The organism is Gordonia bronchialis DSM 43247, from assembly GCF_000024785.1.
In the GTDB taxonomy this organism is placed as follows: domain Bacteria; phylum Actinomycetota; class Actinomycetes; order Mycobacteriales; family Mycobacteriaceae; genus Gordonia; species Gordonia bronchialis.
The window spans coordinates 1,266,465-1,282,870 of sequence record NC_013441.1 but is presented as its reverse complement, the minus strand read 5'-3'; the positions used below and the strand labels follow the sequence as shown (position 1 = coordinate 1,282,870).

16 protein-coding genes are annotated in these 16,406 nt (G+C 66.9%); 7 read left to right on the top strand and 9 right to left on the bottom strand.

Going from position 1 to position 16,406, the window contains the following annotated elements:
- The first annotated feature begins 90 nt into the window (after positions 1–90).
- The 3 genes from GBRO_RS27490 to GBRO_RS06025 are packed head-to-tail and all read left to right on the top strand — an operon-like array spanning position 91 to position 4,616.
- Positions 91–309 (top strand): protein kinase family protein, encoded by a 219-nt coding sequence (locus tag GBRO_RS27490; protein ID WP_321573976.1) that lies wholly within the window; start codon positions 91–93, stop codon positions 307–309.
- Entirely contained in the window at positions 290–2,227 is a 1,938-nt protein-coding gene (locus GBRO_RS06030; protein ID WP_321573975.1) for a protein kinase domain-containing protein, read from the top strand. Before GBRO_RS27490 ends, GBRO_RS06030 begins: the two co-directional genes overlap by 20 nt.
- A 55-nt stretch (positions 2,228–2,282) precedes the next feature.
- A complete protein-coding gene (locus tag GBRO_RS06025; RefSeq protein ID WP_012833093.1) occupies positions 2,283–4,616 on the top strand; it encodes a helicase-associated domain-containing protein in 2,334 nt (777 codons plus the stop codon).
- Between the two features lie 49 nt (positions 4,617–4,665).
- Here the strand turns inward: GBRO_RS06025 and GBRO_RS26825 are convergent, their stop codons facing one another.
- From GBRO_RS26825 to GBRO_RS05985, 9 genes are all read right to left on the bottom strand, one after another.
- Positions 4,666–5,694 carry an ABC transporter permease gene (locus GBRO_RS26825; protein ID WP_227892857.1) on the bottom strand — a complete coding sequence of 343 codons (1,029 nt, stop codon included), beginning with the start codon at positions 5,692–5,694 and terminating at the stop codon, positions 4,666–4,668.
- 1 nt (position 5,695) lies between these two features.
- Positions 5,696–6,019, bottom strand: coding sequence for a hypothetical protein (locus tag GBRO_RS06015; RefSeq protein WP_012833091.1), 324 nt, complete (start codon positions 6,017–6,019; stop codon positions 5,696–5,698).
- Positions 6,020–6,075: 56 nt separating this feature from the next.
- Positions 6,076–7,056 (bottom strand): MlaD family protein, encoded by a 981-nt coding sequence (locus GBRO_RS06010; RefSeq protein WP_012833090.1) that lies wholly within the window; start codon positions 7,054–7,056, stop codon positions 6,076–6,078.
- Positions 7,053–8,084 (bottom strand): MlaD family protein, encoded by a 1,032-nt coding sequence (locus GBRO_RS06005; RefSeq protein WP_012833089.1) that lies wholly within the window; start codon positions 8,082–8,084, stop codon positions 7,053–7,055. Before GBRO_RS06005 ends, GBRO_RS06010 begins: the two co-directional genes overlap by 4 nt.
- Positions 8,081–9,196, bottom strand: a complete 1,116-nt coding sequence (locus tag GBRO_RS06000) for an MlaD family protein (protein ID WP_012833088.1) — start codon at positions 9,194–9,196, stop codon at positions 8,081–8,083. Before GBRO_RS06000 ends, GBRO_RS06005 begins: the two co-directional genes overlap by 4 nt.
- Complete coding sequence (locus tag GBRO_RS26820; RefSeq protein WP_223373449.1) at positions 9,196–9,636, bottom strand: hypothetical protein; 441 nt, start codon at positions 9,634–9,636, stop codon at positions 9,196–9,198. Before GBRO_RS26820 ends, GBRO_RS06000 begins: the two co-directional genes overlap by 1 nt.
- Positions 9,588–10,235 (bottom strand): MlaD family protein, encoded by a 648-nt coding sequence (locus tag GBRO_RS26815; RefSeq protein WP_223373448.1) that lies wholly within the window; start codon positions 10,233–10,235, stop codon positions 9,588–9,590. The genes GBRO_RS26820 and GBRO_RS26815 overlap by 49 nt, the downstream gene beginning before the upstream one ends.
- A gap of 47 nt (positions 10,236–10,282) precedes the next feature.
- Complete coding sequence (locus GBRO_RS05990) at positions 10,283–11,134, bottom strand: MlaD family protein (RefSeq protein ID WP_231140579.1); 852 nt, start codon at positions 11,132–11,134, stop codon at positions 10,283–10,285.
- Positions 11,135–11,302: 168 nt separating this feature from the next.
- Entirely contained in the window at positions 11,303–11,512 is a 210-nt protein-coding gene (locus GBRO_RS05985; protein WP_147290630.1) for a hypothetical protein, read from the bottom strand.
- A gap of 205 nt (positions 11,513–11,717) precedes the next feature.
- On the opposite strand from GBRO_RS05985, the gene GBRO_RS05980 reads away from it, so the two are divergent.
- From GBRO_RS05980 to GBRO_RS05965, 4 genes are all read left to right on the top strand, one after another.
- A complete protein-coding gene (locus GBRO_RS05980; protein ID WP_012833087.1) occupies positions 11,718–12,368 on the top strand; it encodes a TetR/AcrR family transcriptional regulator in 651 nt (216 codons plus the stop codon).
- A 114-nt stretch (positions 12,369–12,482) separates the two neighbouring features.
- Positions 12,483–13,406 carry an oxygenase MpaB family protein gene (locus tag GBRO_RS05975; protein WP_012833086.1) on the top strand — a complete coding sequence of 308 codons (924 nt, stop codon included), beginning with the start codon at positions 12,483–12,485 and terminating at the stop codon, positions 13,404–13,406.
- A complete protein-coding gene (locus tag GBRO_RS05970) occupies positions 13,403–14,323 on the top strand; it encodes an oxygenase MpaB family protein (protein WP_041919750.1) in 921 nt (306 codons plus the stop codon). Before GBRO_RS05975 ends, GBRO_RS05970 begins: the two co-directional genes overlap by 4 nt.
- Before the next feature lie 99 nt (positions 14,324–14,422).
- Positions 14,423–16,090 (top strand): DNA repair helicase XPB, encoded by a 1,668-nt coding sequence (locus tag GBRO_RS05965; RefSeq protein WP_012833084.1) that lies wholly within the window; start codon positions 14,423–14,425, stop codon positions 16,088–16,090.
- The last annotated feature ends 316 nt before the right edge of the window (positions 16,091–16,406 follow it).

The following is a 16,406-nucleotide window of genomic DNA, read 5'->3' as shown; positions in this document are numbered from 1 at the left end:
ATGACCAGAAACGAGGGAGGCCACGGTGGCGTTGAGTCCGGGTACCCAGATCGCCGACTACCGCGTTATTCACAACTCGGCCAGGGTGGAATGGGTGAGGTCTATCTGGTCGAGAATCCCCAGCTCGAACGTCGGGAAGCACTCAAGGTCATCTCGGTGGCCGGGGGCGGGGATTCCAGTTTCCAGCAGCGGTTCACCAATGAGGCGCGGACCGCGGCCAAGCTGAACCATCCGAACATCATCACGATCCATCGGTACGGCATCGCCAACGGGGCGCCCGTGGTTCTCGATGAGTTTCGTCGAAGGTAAGGACCTCGCGACCGAGCGCCTGACCCCGGCGGAGACCGCCACGGTGATCACCGATGTCGCCGACGCCCTCGACTACGCACATCGCCATCAGGTCATTCATCGAGACATCAAGCCCGCCAACATCATGGTCACGCGTGAGCCCGGGACCGGGCGGATCGAACGCATCGTGGTCCTCGACTTCGGTATCGCGAAACTGGTGAACTCGGCATCACTGACCGGCACCCATGCGTTCATCGGGACGCTCGCCTACTCGGCACCCGAGGTCATCGACGGAGCCGACGCGTCGCCGGCGTCGGACCAGTACGCGCTGGCCTGTACCGCTTACACACTGATCACCGGGCAGGCACCGTTCCCCGGCGACACGCCGTCGGCGATTCTGATGGGCCAGGTCCGCAACGCAATCGTGCCGGTATCGCGGCTCCGCCCCGACCTTCCCGGCCTCGACCACGTCTTCGCCCGCGCCTTCGCAAGGAATCCCACCGAGCGCTTCCCCAATTGCCGGGCCTTCGCGGCCGCGCTCCGTGCCGCCATCAGCGCTCCCGTTCATCACGGTCAACGTCCGGTCACACCACCGCCCCCTCCGGTCGTGAATCAGCCGTTCTCGCAGTCCTTTCCACCGCAGGGCCCGTCCGGGCCGCAACCGGTTGCCGGTTTCTACGGACCACCACCGACCCCCGCCGGGCCCACGAAGCGCCGGACCGGCCTGATCGTTGGATCGGTACTCGCGGTGATCGCACTCCTCGTCGCCGCCGGTGTCGGTGTGTTCTTCTGGAATCAATCACGCTCGGGCTCCGACGATTCGATCACCACGACCGCCCAGCCCCTGATCGCAACCGACCTGGGCACCACCTGCGCGGTGTCGAAGGGGAAGGTCAGCTGCTGGGGCGACAACTCCGGCGGCCAGCTGGGCAACGATACGACGACGGACAGCACGACACCGGTTCAGCTCGCCACACTCGACAACGTCACCGCTGTCGCAACGGGCTCCTACCAGACCAACAACGACACCTGGAATGTCACCACCTGCGCCGTCGCGAACGCCGAGGCCTACTGCTGGGGCAACAATCAGTTCGGTCAGGTCGGCAACGGTCAAACACAGGGCGAAGCGCACGCACCGGTCAAGGTACCCGGCCTCACCGACGTCACCTCGATCTCGACCAGCTACGGCACCACGTGTGCGGTGGCCGCCGGCGAGGCATACTGCTGCGGCGACAACGACCGCGGCCAACTCGGCACCGCAACCCCGGAACGTTCGGCCACCCCGATCAAGATCGCGAATCTCTCCGACGTCACGATGATCTCCACCGGGTACGGCACCACCTGTGCAGTCGCCGATGCCACGCTGTCCTGTTGGGGCGACAACAGCAACGGTCAGGTCGGCAACGGCAGCACCACCACCAATCCAGCCACACCCACCAAGGTCTCTCTCAACAAGGTCACCGCGGTCACCGTCGGCGGCTACTACTACGACGACGACACCAACGACGACGAGCCAGGCGTCTACCGCCGCACCAGTTGCGCGATCGCCGACGACAAAGGTTACTGCTGGGGCGACAACACCTACGGTCAGATCGGCGACGGAACCACGGACAGCCGAAGTGCCCCCACTACGATCAAGAACGTAGAGACCGCCACCTCAATCGCAACCGCGTGGGGCACCACCTGCCTCGCCTCCGACGGTGCCGCCTACTGCTGGGGCGACAACAAGCGCAGTCAACTCGGATTCTCCGGCACCGGCGATGTCTCGGTGCCACGCAAGGTCGACGGACCGTCGGACGTCACTGCGGTGACCACCGGCACCGGAACGTCGTGCGCACTCGTCACCGACGGCGCGTACTGCTGGGGACAGAACGATCAGGGACAGGTCGGCGACGGCACGACCACCAATCAGTCGACGCCGCACAAGATCACCATCTGAACGGACCGTCCGCGGGCACCGAAGCCGCGCGGTCCGCACCGGTAGACTCGATCGAATGAGTTCGGATGACCAGCGGCGAAGCCTGGCGCAGTACCTGGCCGGACTGACCGACGACGCGCTGGCCGACCTCCTCGCCGAACGTCCCGACCTCGCCTCGCCGCCCCCGCAGGGCACCGGCGTTCTGGCCCAGCGGGCGCTGGCACCGGCGTCGTTGACCCTTGCCGGCGAGAACCTCGACGTGCTGAGCGTCGCGGTCCTCGAACAGGCACTCGCGCTGGGCGTCCGGCGCAGCCCGCACAACAGCCACGTCACCGCCGACGACATCGTCGCCGCCATCGCCGATCGTGCCGACCCCGACGAGATCCGCGCCCGCATCGATCTGCTCCTGCGCCGCGCAATCCTCTGGCTCGACGACGAATGGCTGCGTAGTGGCGGGCAGGCCGACGCGGCGTTGCCGTGGAAGGCGTATCACCTCACCGGGCCGGCATCGCACCGGACCACCGACGAGGTGGCCGCCCTCGTGGACGAGCTCGATGACCGGCAACGTGAACTGCTGCAAACGCTTTCGCGCGGGCCGGCCCTGGGCCGCAGCCGTGACGCCGCACCCGACGCCGACCCGGCCGCCCCGATCCCCCGACTGATCGCGGCCGGCCTGCTCGACCGAATCGACGACCAGACAGTCGAATTGCCACCCACCGTCGGAGCGTTGCTGCGTAGTGAGCCGCCGTTGCGAACCAATGATCTGCGTCCACCGCAACTCCACGACCCCGGGGCCAAGCCGCGATTCGCCGCACGCGCGGTGGACGACGCCGCCGGCGGCGAGGCACTGGAACTCATCCGGCACATGACGTCACTGCTCACCGCGCTGGGCAACACCCCGGCGGCGGTACTGCGCTCGGGTGCACTGGGAGTCCGGGAGCTGCGCCGGCTGGCCAAGGTCACCGGACTCGACCAGAAGCGCCTCGCCCTGCTCGTGGAACTGGCCGGCTACCTTCGGCTCGTCGACGCCGGATTCCCCGATCCCCCACCGGCCAACGACACCGGCGAACAGGTCTTCGCGCCGACTCCCGCCGCGGACACGTGGCTGCATCAGCCACGCGAAAGGCAGTGGGCCGCACTGCTCGACACCTGGTTGCGGATGCCGCGCCGAGCGTGGCAGGTTGGCGAACCCGATCGTGACGGCTCGGCGATGGCCGCCCTCAGCAGCGAACTCCACGACTCGTATGCCCCCACCCAGCGCCACCTCATCCTCGGCGTCCTCGCCGACGCCCAACCCGCGGTCAATCTCACCCCGGAGTCCGTGACCGCTGCCCTGCACTGGCATCGGCCCCGACAACTGCGTCGGTTCGGTCTGCGGCTGGTGCGCGAAACCCTGGACGAGGCACGTCAACTCGGCGTGGTGGCGCACGGCGCACTCACCTCGGTGGGTCGCGCGGCGTCCACCGAGGGTGATCCCGACGAGGTAGAGGCGACCACACTCAAGGCCATGCACGCCGCGCTCCCCGAGCCCGTCGATCATTTCCTCACCCAGGCCGACCTCACGCTGACCGTACCGGGACCGATGACCCCCGAACTCGCCGAGCAGGTCGAGTTGGTCGCCGACCTCGAATCAGGCGGCGCCGCATCGGTGTACCGCATCTCCGAGGACAGTGTGCGCCGCGCACTCGATGCCGGTCGCAGCAGCAGTGAACTCATCGCGATGTTCACCACACATTCGCGCACACCGGTTCCCCAGTCGCTCACCTACCTGATCGAGGACGTCGGGCGCAAACACGGACAGCTGCGCGTGGGTATCGCGGCGTCGTTCATCCGCTGCGAGGACGCGGCGACGATGACGGCGGTATTGCGTTCCCCCGCAGCCGAACACCTCGCCTTGCGGGCGCTGGCACCCACGGTGGCCGTGTCGCCGTCGGAGGTGCGCGACGTGATCGATCAGTTGCGGGCGGCGGGCTTCGCACCGTCCGGTGAGGATTCCTCCGGAACCCTTGTCGATCTCCGGCAACGCGGCAGCCGGGTGGATGTGGCGCGTCAGCGCCGCCACCCCGCACCCCGGCGAACCGCTCCGTCCCGCGAACAGTTGACCATCGTGGTGAGCCGCATGCGTTCGCACGATCGAGCCGACGCCGCCACCCCCGCCCCGACGACACGGTCGACACCCGTCCGAGCCACCGGCGGCGGCGAATCGGCAACTGCCCTCATCCAACTCGCCCTGCGCGCCAACCGTCGCCTCCGCGTCGGTTACGTCAACGCGCAGGGATCGGCGAGCCGGCACGTCGTCACGCCCCGAACCCTTGGTGCCGGCCAGCTCGTGGCCGCCGAAGAGGGCAGCGACGATGATCAACACTTCTCGCTGCACCGGATCACCAGTGTCGAACTCCTCGACGCGTGATCGGCGCCGTCCGATCGCCCGCTGAGCTCGGGGAGCGTACGGGTCGGGGTCACCCCAACTGGATCGGGAAGAACACGGTGTAGACAAGGGTCAGAACGAGATTCACGCCAATGATCCCGACCGTGGACACGACGACGGTCGCGTTCACTCCGTCGGCGACGCCGCGCGGACCGCCGCGCGCCTCGAGTCCACGCTGGCAGCCGACGACGGCGATGATGAAGCCGAAGACGACCGCCTTGAACAACGCGAGGAAGATGTCCCGCACCGACGAGAACGACCCGAAGGACTGCCAGTAGCTGCCGGGGCCGACGTCCTGGAAGGTGATCGCGAGGTAATACGCCGACAGCACGCCCACCAGCACGATGAACAATGCGATGAGCGGTGCCACCACGACGGCGGCGAGGACACGCGGAACCACCAGCCGGGCAACCGGATCGATGCCCATCGTGCGCATCGCGTCGATCTCCTCGCGGACTGTCCGCGCTCCCAGATCGGCGGCGATGGCCGACGCCCCGGCCCCGCCGAGCAGCATTCCCGCCGCCAGCGGTGCCGCCTGCTGGATGACGGCGAAACCGCTGCCGGCGCCCAGGAGTGATTGGGCGCCCAGCTGATTGATGATGTTGCCGATCTGGACGGTGACGATGATCCCCAACGGGATGATGGCCGAGGTCGGGTCGCCGACCGAGGTGATCGTCCAGCCGTTGCCCTTGTCGATCGTGAGGCTGTACACCGCCACGGTGTTGGACCCACCCGGCAGCTGTGCGGTCTTCATGTCCATGTTGACGGCGGCCTGAACGCGGAAGTTGTTGCCGGCCACATCAATCGTCTTCGCCGAGACCAGGGCGGCAGTGGTCTGCATCCGCAGCGGGGTGAGCACCTGCTCCATGGCGGACCCCACGACGTCGTACTGCCGCTGCAGTTCCGGACTCACTCCGGTCTTCATCGCACTGATCCACGGGGTGAGGTCATTGTAGTCCAGTGTCGCGGCATGCACGGCATAGTCACCGGCGATCTGCTCGGCCCGGTTCCGGTCCTGCTGCTCGGCCCGCAGCTGCTCGAGGTCGTCGCGGGCACTCACGTCACGGAAGACGAAGACCACCAGCGCCGCGACGAGCGCCCCCCGCCAGCACCACGGCCGCCGTCCCGGTGGCCAGCGACCGCACGGACAAGGTCACCTCGCGGCGCGCCGTCGTCGTGCCGGTGGCCCGGTCGCTGCGCCTGAATCGACGCCCGGTAACCGCATCACCTGCGCGGTCGTTTTCGGCGTCCGGTGGTGAGTCGGAATCCTTGTCGGACGGAGAGTCCCCGTCCGGCGGCACCGACTCGGCCACCCGGTCACCGTCCTGCGTCGGTGAAACCGCCGTCTGTTCTTCGATTTCCGGCTTGTCGTCGTCTGTCGTCATCGGGTCATCTCCCATCAGTTTGTCTTCAGGTGCGGGTGTCGTGTCGGATGCCGGGTTCACGGTGGGCCCGACGGCGCGGGGGTGATCACCAGCCGTGCCGCATCCCCCGCACCGAAGATCGCGAGGGCACGGGACAGCAGGTCGCTCATGTCGATCTGCGGCAGGGTCTCGTTGAGCGCGTTGGCTATCGGCAGCAGCGGACCCACCGCGTCCAGGGTATTGGGCAGGATGTCACTCATGTACGGGTTCAACCGGGCCAGGAACGGATGGACCAGGTTGCGCACCGTGTTGTCGAAATCCGTTGTGTAGACTAGCTTCTCCAAACCGACCAGCGCGGACTTGATGTGGATCAGCACCGCGCGCAGCCCGGTCGAGAACTCCGGCAGGGTGTTCACCAGCCAGCCCAGATCACTGGTGTACACCTGCGTGTTGGTGAACATGGTGCGCATCTGCGCCGAGCGCGACAGCAGCACCGAGGCCACCAGACGACTGCCGAGGCTGATCTGATCGAGAGCGGCGTCGGTGCCGTCGAGGGACTGCCACACCGAGTTAAGCACCCCCGCAACGGGATCGACGGACACGACCTGCGACAGCAGGGAAATCTGCCGGAAGATGCCGGGAATCGACTCCGGCTCCGAGATCTGATTCGCGTCGACCACCGCTCCGTCGGGTAGCGGCGGGGACTCCGACGGACCGGGTACGAAGTTGATGTAGGGCTCCCCGAGCGCCGATTGCAGGCCGATCGCCACCGTCGCATTCGACGGGATGTTCTGCGCCGCCGGATATCGCAGGGACAACTCGGCTCCGTCCGGGGTCAGCGTCACCCCGTGCACTGCGCCGACGGGGACCCCGTTGACGCACACTCCGGTCTCGGTGAGCACCAGGTTGGTGTTGTGCACCCGCATGGTCACCGTCTTCGACTTCTCCCAGGGAGTCCAGTCATACACCGACGTCGCCAGATACCATCCCGCGAGCGCGATGACGGTCACGAAGACCACCGCGTTGATCACGATCTCGCGCCGCGTCGAAGTGCTCATTGCGTCATCCCCAGCATCCGGAACACCCGCACCATGCGATCGGCGAGCTGTTGATCCGATACCCCGTTGTCGATGGACAGTCGGCGAATATTCAGTGCGGGTGACTGTTTGAAGTACGGGATGAGTTTGTCCTGTAACAACCGCACCATCGTCTCGGCATTCGACGCCTGCCTGTGATAGGCGGGCCAGCCCGGGATGAGAAACGGGATCAGCACCTTGTCGATGACCTGGCGGAGTGAGGTGATCACCGGGACCGACGGCATCAACGGCAGGATGCTGCGCTGCAGTCGGGCGAGAATGTCGGCGAGCCACAGGATCTCACTGACCACCTCGGCGTAGTGCACACCAGCGGGACTGAGTATGTGCTGCAGCGATCCGCGCGCGTCGGCCAGTCGCGACGTCAGAACGGTGATGTTGCGCAGCATTCCGTTGAGGTCATCGGTCTCCTCGGCCCAGGTGTTCAGGGTGTCGACGAGGACCGCGAGAATCCGTCGGACCTCGGCCGGATCGTCGGGGAACTGGTTGTTGACCGCGGCGAAGGTCCCGCCGAGCTGCGGGAGACTCCCGCTGCCCAGGAAGTTGGCCAGGCTGATGAACAGGTCCTCCACCTGGACAGGCTTTTTCACGTTCTGCCGGCCGATCGTGCCGCCCGTCGGTACGGCCTGCCCGAAGTTCGGCGGATTGGTGATCGCGACGTACGTGTCGCCGAGCAGGGTATCCTGCTTGAGTTCCACCGACGCCGCCGTGGACACCGCCACATCGTCGTCGACGACGAGCCCGATCAAGGCGCGGTTGCCGTCGAGACGCAGGGAGCGGACAACGCCGGCGTCCATCCCGTTGACGGTGACCCGGGCGTCGGCCGGCAGGTTGACCACCGTGTCGAGTTCCACGGTGAGGGCGCGTCCCGAGCGGACCGACTGTGGGGTCGGCAGCCGTTCCGGCGAGAACTCCTCCGTGCATCCGGTGACGAGCAGCAGCGTCACCACGCTGAGCAGTAGCGCGCCGAAGATGGTGCGGGAACGGATCATCGGGCCGCTCCGGTCAGGAGCAGGGCCAGGCTGATGGCGTCGACCTGCATGGTGTGCGGGTCGAGGACGTGGCATTGACCGGGCACGATCCGGTTGATGTTGGCGCAGGTGAGATCGGGGTTCTTCGCCGGAATACGGGTGGAAGGCGGGTGGTAGGTGATACGCACCCCCAGGGACTGCTGGTCGAAGTTGACGTCGAAGGCGCGGATCAGCGGCGGCACGATGCCCAGCAGGTCGCCGAAGTTGCGCATCCCGGCCCCGACGAGCCGTGCGATGGGGACCACCACATCGGTTGCCGGCCAGATGAAGTGCTGACAGTGACTGATCAGGCGGGCGGTGACGTTCAGTGTCTCCGGTAGGGCGACGACACTGCGGGTCAGCTCGTCGACGGTGTCGATGGCCAGCGGCTCGATGAGGGGGGTCGTGGTGGTCACGAACTGCCGCAGCAGCCCCCAGTTCGAGGCGAGGCCGGTGGACAGGGCGCTCACGTTGTCGATCAGCCGGGCCATGTCGCCGACGGCGCCGACCATCGGGGTGCGGCCCGGCATCGCCAGTTGCCGGATCAGGGCGTAGAGCATCGGTCCGGTGCCGGCCAATTCGCGGTCGAGGGTTCCGGTGGCCGCCAACACGCTGCGCAGTTGTTGAGGCCCACCGTCGGAGATCAGTTGCCGCGACACCTGCGACACGGCCTCCAGCGACTGCGACAGCGACACCGGTGTGCTGGTCGAGTCCCGGTCGATGCACTGTCCGGCAGGTAGTTCCGGTCCGCCGTGATAGTCACCGATCAACGCGACCTGGCGTACCGCGATGATCGACGGCGCCACCGTGGCCGCCTTCACGTCCACCGGCAGCCGGTACTGTCCGTCGACGTCGAACCGGATCACCGCGTGGTCCCGCTGGGATTCGACACCGGTGACCGTGCCGATCGTGACCCCGCGCCGGGTGACGGGGTTGCCGGTGAAGACGCCGATGCCGTCGGCCATCACCGCACAGTATTGCCGGGCGGTGGGAGCCGATTCACGCGTGCCGACAGCGACGACCACGGCGCCGACGCCGACCACGAGAACCGCTGCGGTGACGAGCCATTTGGAGCCCAGGATTCTGGCGAACATCAGCACCCCGCGCCCGGGATCGGTACACAGATATCCGACGACAGGATGATGGGACTGCTGTCGACGGTGATGGTCCCGTCGGGTTTGACCATGCCCTCGAGCCGTTTGATCAGGTCCCGTCCCTGCGTGATGAGCGGTGTGTATCGCGCCAGCGCCGGACCGAATTGCCGTCCGATGGAGTCGATCTGGCGGACCAGCGGATCGATGTCGGCGTCATAGAGCAAGGCCAGTCCGCGGACTCGTTCCAGCAGCGATCCGAGCCGGGCGAGGACGGCGTTGAGCCGTGCACCGAACATCGCGTACTCCGAGACGAAGGTACTCAGGTTGCGTCCCATGGCGGTGATGAGATCACCACTGGCGTTGAGGGTTTGGGTGTAGTCGGCGGCGAGTTTCAGCATCGAGCCGAACTCGTCCTGATTGCGATTGAGGTTGGCCAGCATCGATGAGAGCACCTCCACATTGCGGCGCAACGCCCCGGATTGGCCGACAGGCCCTGCTGGAACTGGACGAGGACCTCGCGCAGCGGCGCGCCGTCGATCTGGCGCACCTTGGGCGTCACGATCTGGAAGGTCGACATCAAGCTGTACGGGATGGAGGTGTGCGAGACCGGGATCGACCTGTCCCCCAGGGACTGCTGTCCCATCGAGGCGATGTCGACGAAGCTGCCACCGACCACGGTCAGCATCTTCACGTCGACGCGTGAGTCGGCACCGATGAACACGCCTTTGCGCAAAAACATCTCGACGTCCACGTGGTCGTCGCGCAGTGTGATCTTCTTGACCGCACCGACGCCGACCCCGGCGACCCCGGCGACCCGAACATCGTCACCCACGCGCAACTGCCCGGCTTCGGCGAACTGGGCGACCACACGCACCTGTCCCGGTGTGAACACATAGATGCCAATCGCGATGAGCGCCACCACCAGGGAGACGACCACGGCACCGACGCCCCAGAACAATTCGTGGCGCGAGCGTTGACGGGCGGTGCGCGCCGGCGGGTCGACGACGGAGCGCACGGCGGCCGTGGCCCTCGAGGTCACCAGACGCGGAATCGACCTCAGCGCTTGTGTTCTCACCAGTTGTGATCTCACCGCTTGCACAGCGTCACCTGCGTTCCCTTGATGAAGATCGCCACCGCCGGCGGAAGATCGGCCCGGCCGCGGGAACACGTCATGGTGGCCGGTGAACCGGGCGCGGGCATCACGGTGTTGATGGCGTTGAGGATTCCCGGGGTGAGGCCGAGCAGACCGATCGTCGCCCGGGCGAACGGAAGCGCCTGTCCCACGAAGTAATTGAGATCGGGGGTGCCGTTCTCCCGCAACCCGAGGGTGGCGAGCAGCTTGTCCACTTCGACGATGAAGGCGCCGGAGACGTCGGCAAAGGTGCGCAGTTCCGGTGTCACGCGCGCCAGTACCGAGCCGAAGCGGCCGAGGTAGTTGACGATCGGGGTCAGATACTGTGCCCCGCCGGTGATCGACGAGGACAGTTCGGTCAGGTTGCGCACCAGGGTGTCGATCAGCGCGGAGCGGTCGTCGGTGAACTGCACGACCTTGGACAGCGATGCGATGAAGCGATCGAGTCCGGTCCCGTCGCCCTGTACGAGGGCCAGCATGCTCTCCGAGAAGTGGTTGATGTCGTCGGGACTCATCACCGCGAACACCGGTGCGAGACCACGGAACACCCGGGTGATGTCGAATGACGGTGTGGTGGAGTCGGTTCCGATCACGCTACCGGGTGGGCGGGGAGCACCGGCCCGCGCCTGCTGCTGCAGGTCGAGGTAGCGGATTCCGGTGAGGTTGAGGTAGCGGATGGCCAGCCGCGAGTCGCCGAAGATTCGTTGGGAGTCGGTCAGGGTGAAGTCCACCCTGGCCAGTGTCACGTCGGCGCCGGCCGGCCGGTACAGCTCGATGCCGGTGACCTTACCGACCCGGACGCCCAGCGATCGGACGTCGTTGCCCGGTCGCAGACCCGCGACGTCGGTGAACTCCGCGGTGAACTCGTCGCTCGCACCGGAGACGGGCCGGGTGATCGCACGCGATGAACACGCCGCCGGCGACCGCGAAGGCCGCGAACACGAGCAGATAGACGATGGCGCGCGAGAATCTGGTCATCGGGGCGCTCCCCGGGTGCCGAGCGCGGCCGCCACCGACGGCACTGCCCGCAGGACGACGTCGACGGTGAAGACCGGTCCGTTCGGCCCGTCGGGCAGGGCGCGGCGGATACGCTCGAGCAGGGTGGCGATCTGCAGTCCGTTGCGTTGTGCGTCCGGGAAGCTCGCCTGCACCCGGCCCAGCAGTGCCAGCGCCGTCGGCACCACCGGCACCAGTGTGGAGGCTGATCCGGCCGATTGCAGGGAGGCAATCTGCTTTCGTATAAGAAATGTGAAGTATGCAACATATGCTTTGAATTGCGGTTCGAGTCATCGGAGCGGCGCGGTTCGCGGCCTCGTCGTCATCGACCCGCTCGGCCCGCGCGACGCCGTAGGCTGATCGTCGTGCGCGAGACCTCCCGATCGGCCGACGATGTCTGACGACGATCCCGATACCGCAGTCCCGACCAGCGAGGGCCCGTGGGAACTGCCCGGTGACCTCGACGCGACCGCGCGCAAGATCGTGACCGCGGCACGAATCCGCTTCTCCGAGAACGGGTTCTCCGAGACCACCATGGAGGACATCGCCGCACAGGCCGGCGTGGGGGTGGCCACGGTGTACCGCCGCTTTCGCCACCGGCGGCGCCTGGTGCGGTACGCGATCATCGACGAGGCGATCCGCCTGGCGAACACACTCTCGGCCGCGGGCGCATCGGCCACCGGCCCGGAGGAGCTGATCGTGGAGACCTTCACGGCCTTTGTCCGCGAGGCGTCCCAACCCAAACTCCTCACGCGTAGCCTGCGCGACGCGGGTGAATCGTCGGAACTGTCGGCGTTTCTCACCGACGCGACCATCGTCCGCCTCGGCCGGACCACGATCGCCGCCAGCCTCCGGCCGTGGCAGCAGACGGGCCGGCTGCCCGCCGATCTCGACATCGAGGTGGTCGGCGAGATCATCTCGCGTCTCATGAATTCGTTGATCGAGGCTCCCGGTGGAAGTGTCATCCCGATCGGCGACGCCGCCGAGGCACGCCGTTTTGCCACGACCTACCTGGTGGGACTGCTGACAGCGACAGCGCGCTGACCTGCGGTTACGCCGGCCCGCACCGACACCCGCTGAGATGTGATGTGCTCTGCGTCTCATTTTGATAGAGTCAGGGTACTCCATCTATCACGACGTGAAGGCGGGACCGCGACGATGCGGACAGATGAGTTGATCGATACCGATACTCCGACGGTCACTGTGCCTGCGGCACAGGACATCTCGCGAGCACCGCTCGGACCGGACTCGGCCAGTTGGCGCCACGGCAACGATTGGCGCGCCCTGCTGGGTGCGCGGTCGACCATCTGGTTGGAGGTGGCCCACCCCGTGGTCGGGGCGGGTGCGGGCCAGCACTCCAGGTTCGACACCGACCGCTGGGGAACACTCACCCGCCGGTTCCAGACGATGTTCGCCATCTATGGAGGCCACTGCGACGCGGGCGCCCACGCCGCGGCCGAACACCTGCGCGCTGTCCATAGCAACGTCAAAGGCGTTGACGTGCATGGCCGTTCATATCACGCACTCAACGCGGATGCCTACCTGTGGGTCGCCGCGACCGGATACTCCACGCAGGCCGACATCCGTCGGGTGTTCGACGGTGAGGTCGACGTCGAGCTCGAGGACGCCCTCTACGACGACTGGAAGCGCACCGCGCGCGCCCTCGGTGTTCCCGAGCGTGTGATCCCGAAGACCCGCGAGGATTTCTGGGAGTACTACTGGCACGTCGTCGACGATGTGCTCGAACGCAATCTGAGCACCGGCCGGGTACTCGACGTCGACAGCCGGCCCCTGCCCCGGCATCCGTCCTTCCGCGGCCCCACGTTCATCTGGAATCTCGGTGCCCGGCCGTTTCAGCGGCTCATCGTGCTGTCCGGCGCCGGCCTGCTGCCGCCGCAGACCCGAGAACTGCTCGGCATCGAGTGGAACAGCCGCCGCCAGAAGCGATTCGACGCACTCGTGCACACCGTCCGGGTGATCGACCGGTTCTTGCCAGACTCGGCGCGATACCCATTCCGGCGGATCACACCCAATCCCAAGCTTCCCGACTTCTTCATCACCCGGCAGGAGGGACGGTCATGAGCGCCGCACCGGAATACACCGATCTGCCCGAGCCGGTCGCGCCCTTTCAGCACGACCTCGTCGCGGACATGCCGCGCGCGCGACGTCGTCGTCCGATCCGTCAGCCCGCCGACCTGATCACCTCGCTCGGCCCGACGATCGCCGGGTCCAACGTCATCATGCAACTGGCGAACCCGAAGGTCGGTTACGGCGTCAACGAGAGCCGGGTGGATTCCGGCAACGCCATCAAGCGGCCGATCAAGCGGGGCCGCACCACCGGTACGTTCCTCGCGGTCGCGCTGCTCGGCAACGCCGACGACCAGGCCTTCGTTCATCGCGAAGTCGGCAAGATCCACCAGCAGGTCTACTCGACGCCGCAATCGCCGGTCCGCTACAGCGCCAGCGACGCGCGGCTGCAGCTGTGGGTGGCGGTGTGCCTGCTCAAGTACTTCATCGACCAGTACGAACTGCTCTACGGACCGCTCACCGCGCGGGAGCGGGAACTCGTTGTCCAGCAAGCCCATCCACTGGGCACCGCCCTCAACGTGCCGCTGTCGAAGTGGCCGCGCAGCTACGACGCACTGGTCGCGTACTGGAGTTCGGAGGTCACCAAGCTCCGCATCGACCCGCCGGTGCGCGCGGAACTCCAGAGCCTGTCCGACCTGTCGTTCCTGGAGTACCGCGCCGGCCGACTGGGCACCCTCGCGCACCGCACGCTGGGTCCGAGCATGGCCTACGTCATCAGCGCCGGCCTGCCCGACGACATCCGCGAGCTGATGGGATGGCGGTGGTCGGAGCGGCATGCGCGCCGCTACCGCGCGACGCTCGCCGGCTTCCGGCTCATCGACCCGGTGATGCGCCCGGTCGTCAAGGGGATGCTGCATCTCAACCTGCTCGATCTGCGTGTTCGGCGACGCCTGGGGCTTCGGGTCTTCTGAGCGACCGTCGGCGGGACGCGTGAGGCTGCTGTGGCGTTCGCGCGAAGCGTCGTCGATGCCGGGGTGGCTGGGTGCCGGTCTGATCTGGACAATGGACAGGTGACCGATGGACCACTGATCGTGCAATCCGACAAAACGCTGCTGCTCGAGGTCGACCACCCCGACGCGCCGGCCGCCCGCGCAGCGATCGCGCCATTCGCCGAGTTGGAACGCGCGCCCGAACACGTGCACACCTACCGGGTGACCCCGCTGGCGCTGTGGAATGCCCGGGCCGCCGGGCACGACGCCGAGCAGGTGGTCGACGCGCTGGTCACCTACTCCCGCTACGCGGTGCCGCAACCGCTGCTCATGGACGTCGTCGACACCATGGGCCGGTTCGGCCGGCTGCAACTGGTCAAGCATCCCGCCCAGGGGCTCACCCTGGTCAGCCTCGACCGCGCGGTTCTCGAGGAGGTGATGCGCAACAAGAAGATCGCCCCGATGCTGGGAGCGCGCATCGACGACGACACAGTCGTGGTCCATCCTTCCGAGCGCGGCCGCCTCAAGCAGGTGCTGCTGAAGGTCGGCTGGCCGGCCGAGGACCTGGCCGGGTACGTCGACGGTGAGGCGCACCCGATCGGCCTCGATCAGGGTGACTGGCATCTTCGGGACTATCAGGAGATGGCCGCCGACTCGTTCTGGGCCGGTGGTTCCGGCGTGGTGGTACTCCCCTGCGGCGCGGGCAAGACGATGGTCGGTGCGGCCGCGATGGCCAAGGCCGGTGCCACCACCCTCATCCTGGTGACCAACACCGTCGCCGGACGGCAGTGGAAGCGTGAGCTGATCGCCCGCACCACGCTGACCGAGGAGGAGATCGGCGAATACTCGGGCGAGCGCAAGGAGATCCGGCCGGTCACCATCGCGACATATCAGGTGATGACGCGAAAGTCGAAGGGCGAGTACCGCAATCTCGACCTGTTCGATTCCCGCGACTGGGGCCTGATCATCTACGACGAGGTGCACCTGCTACCCGCACCGGTGTTCCGCATGACCGCCGACCTGCAATCCCGCCGCCGCCTCGGTCTCACCGCGACACTGGTCCGTGAGGACGGCCGCGAGGGTGACGTGTTCAGCCTCATCGGCCCCAAACGCTATGATGCGCCGTGGAAGGACATCGAGGCGCAGGGCTGGATCGCGCCGGCCGAATGCATCGAGGTCCGCGTCACCCTCACCGACAACGAGCGCCTGCAGTACGCCGTCGCCGAGCCGGAGGAGAAGTACAAGCTCTGCTCCACCGCACACACCAAGGTCAACGTGGTGAAGTCGATCCTGGCGCGGCACAGCGATTCTCAGACGCTGGTGATCGGCGCGTACATCGATCAGCTCGAGGAACTCGGACGTGAGCTCGACGCACCGGTGATCCAGGGTTCCACCAAGAACAAGGAGCGCGAGGCCCTCTTCGACCGGTTCCGGTCCGGCGAACTGCAGACGCTGGTGGTCTCCAAGGTCGCCAACTTCTCCATCGATCTCCCCGAGGCGTCGGTGGCCGTCCAGGTGTCGGGCACCTTCGGTTCACGACAGGAAGAGGCGCAACGCCTCGGCCGACTGTTGCGGCCCAAATCCGATGGCGGTCAGGCACACTTCTACTCGGTCGTCTCCCGCGACACGCTCGACGCCGATTACGCCGCGCACCGGCAACGCTTCCTCGCCGAGCAGGGCTATGCCTACCGCATCACCGACGCCGACGATCTGCTCGGACCGGCGATCGGCGACGAGGCGACGGGCTGAGCGCAGCCGCCCATTCGTGAGGCGCCGCCCGCACCTGGCCGTCGAGCCGCCCATATGCTGGTTGAGCCGCGACGGCGAGGAACGAGCGCCGCGCGTCGAAACCACCGGTGAGACAACAATGTCCGCAAGCACCGGTCCGGCGGGGTGGACTGCACTGGGGCCCTGACATTCTCGACTCACCAGTGGCTTCGACACGCCTCTCGCCTAGCGGCTCGTGGCGGCTCAGCCAGCAGGAAGGGGCGGCTCAGATCGAGATCGACCCGACCGTACTGGTGGAGCGCGTCGAAACCACCCGCAACCCGACAATGTCAGCGCA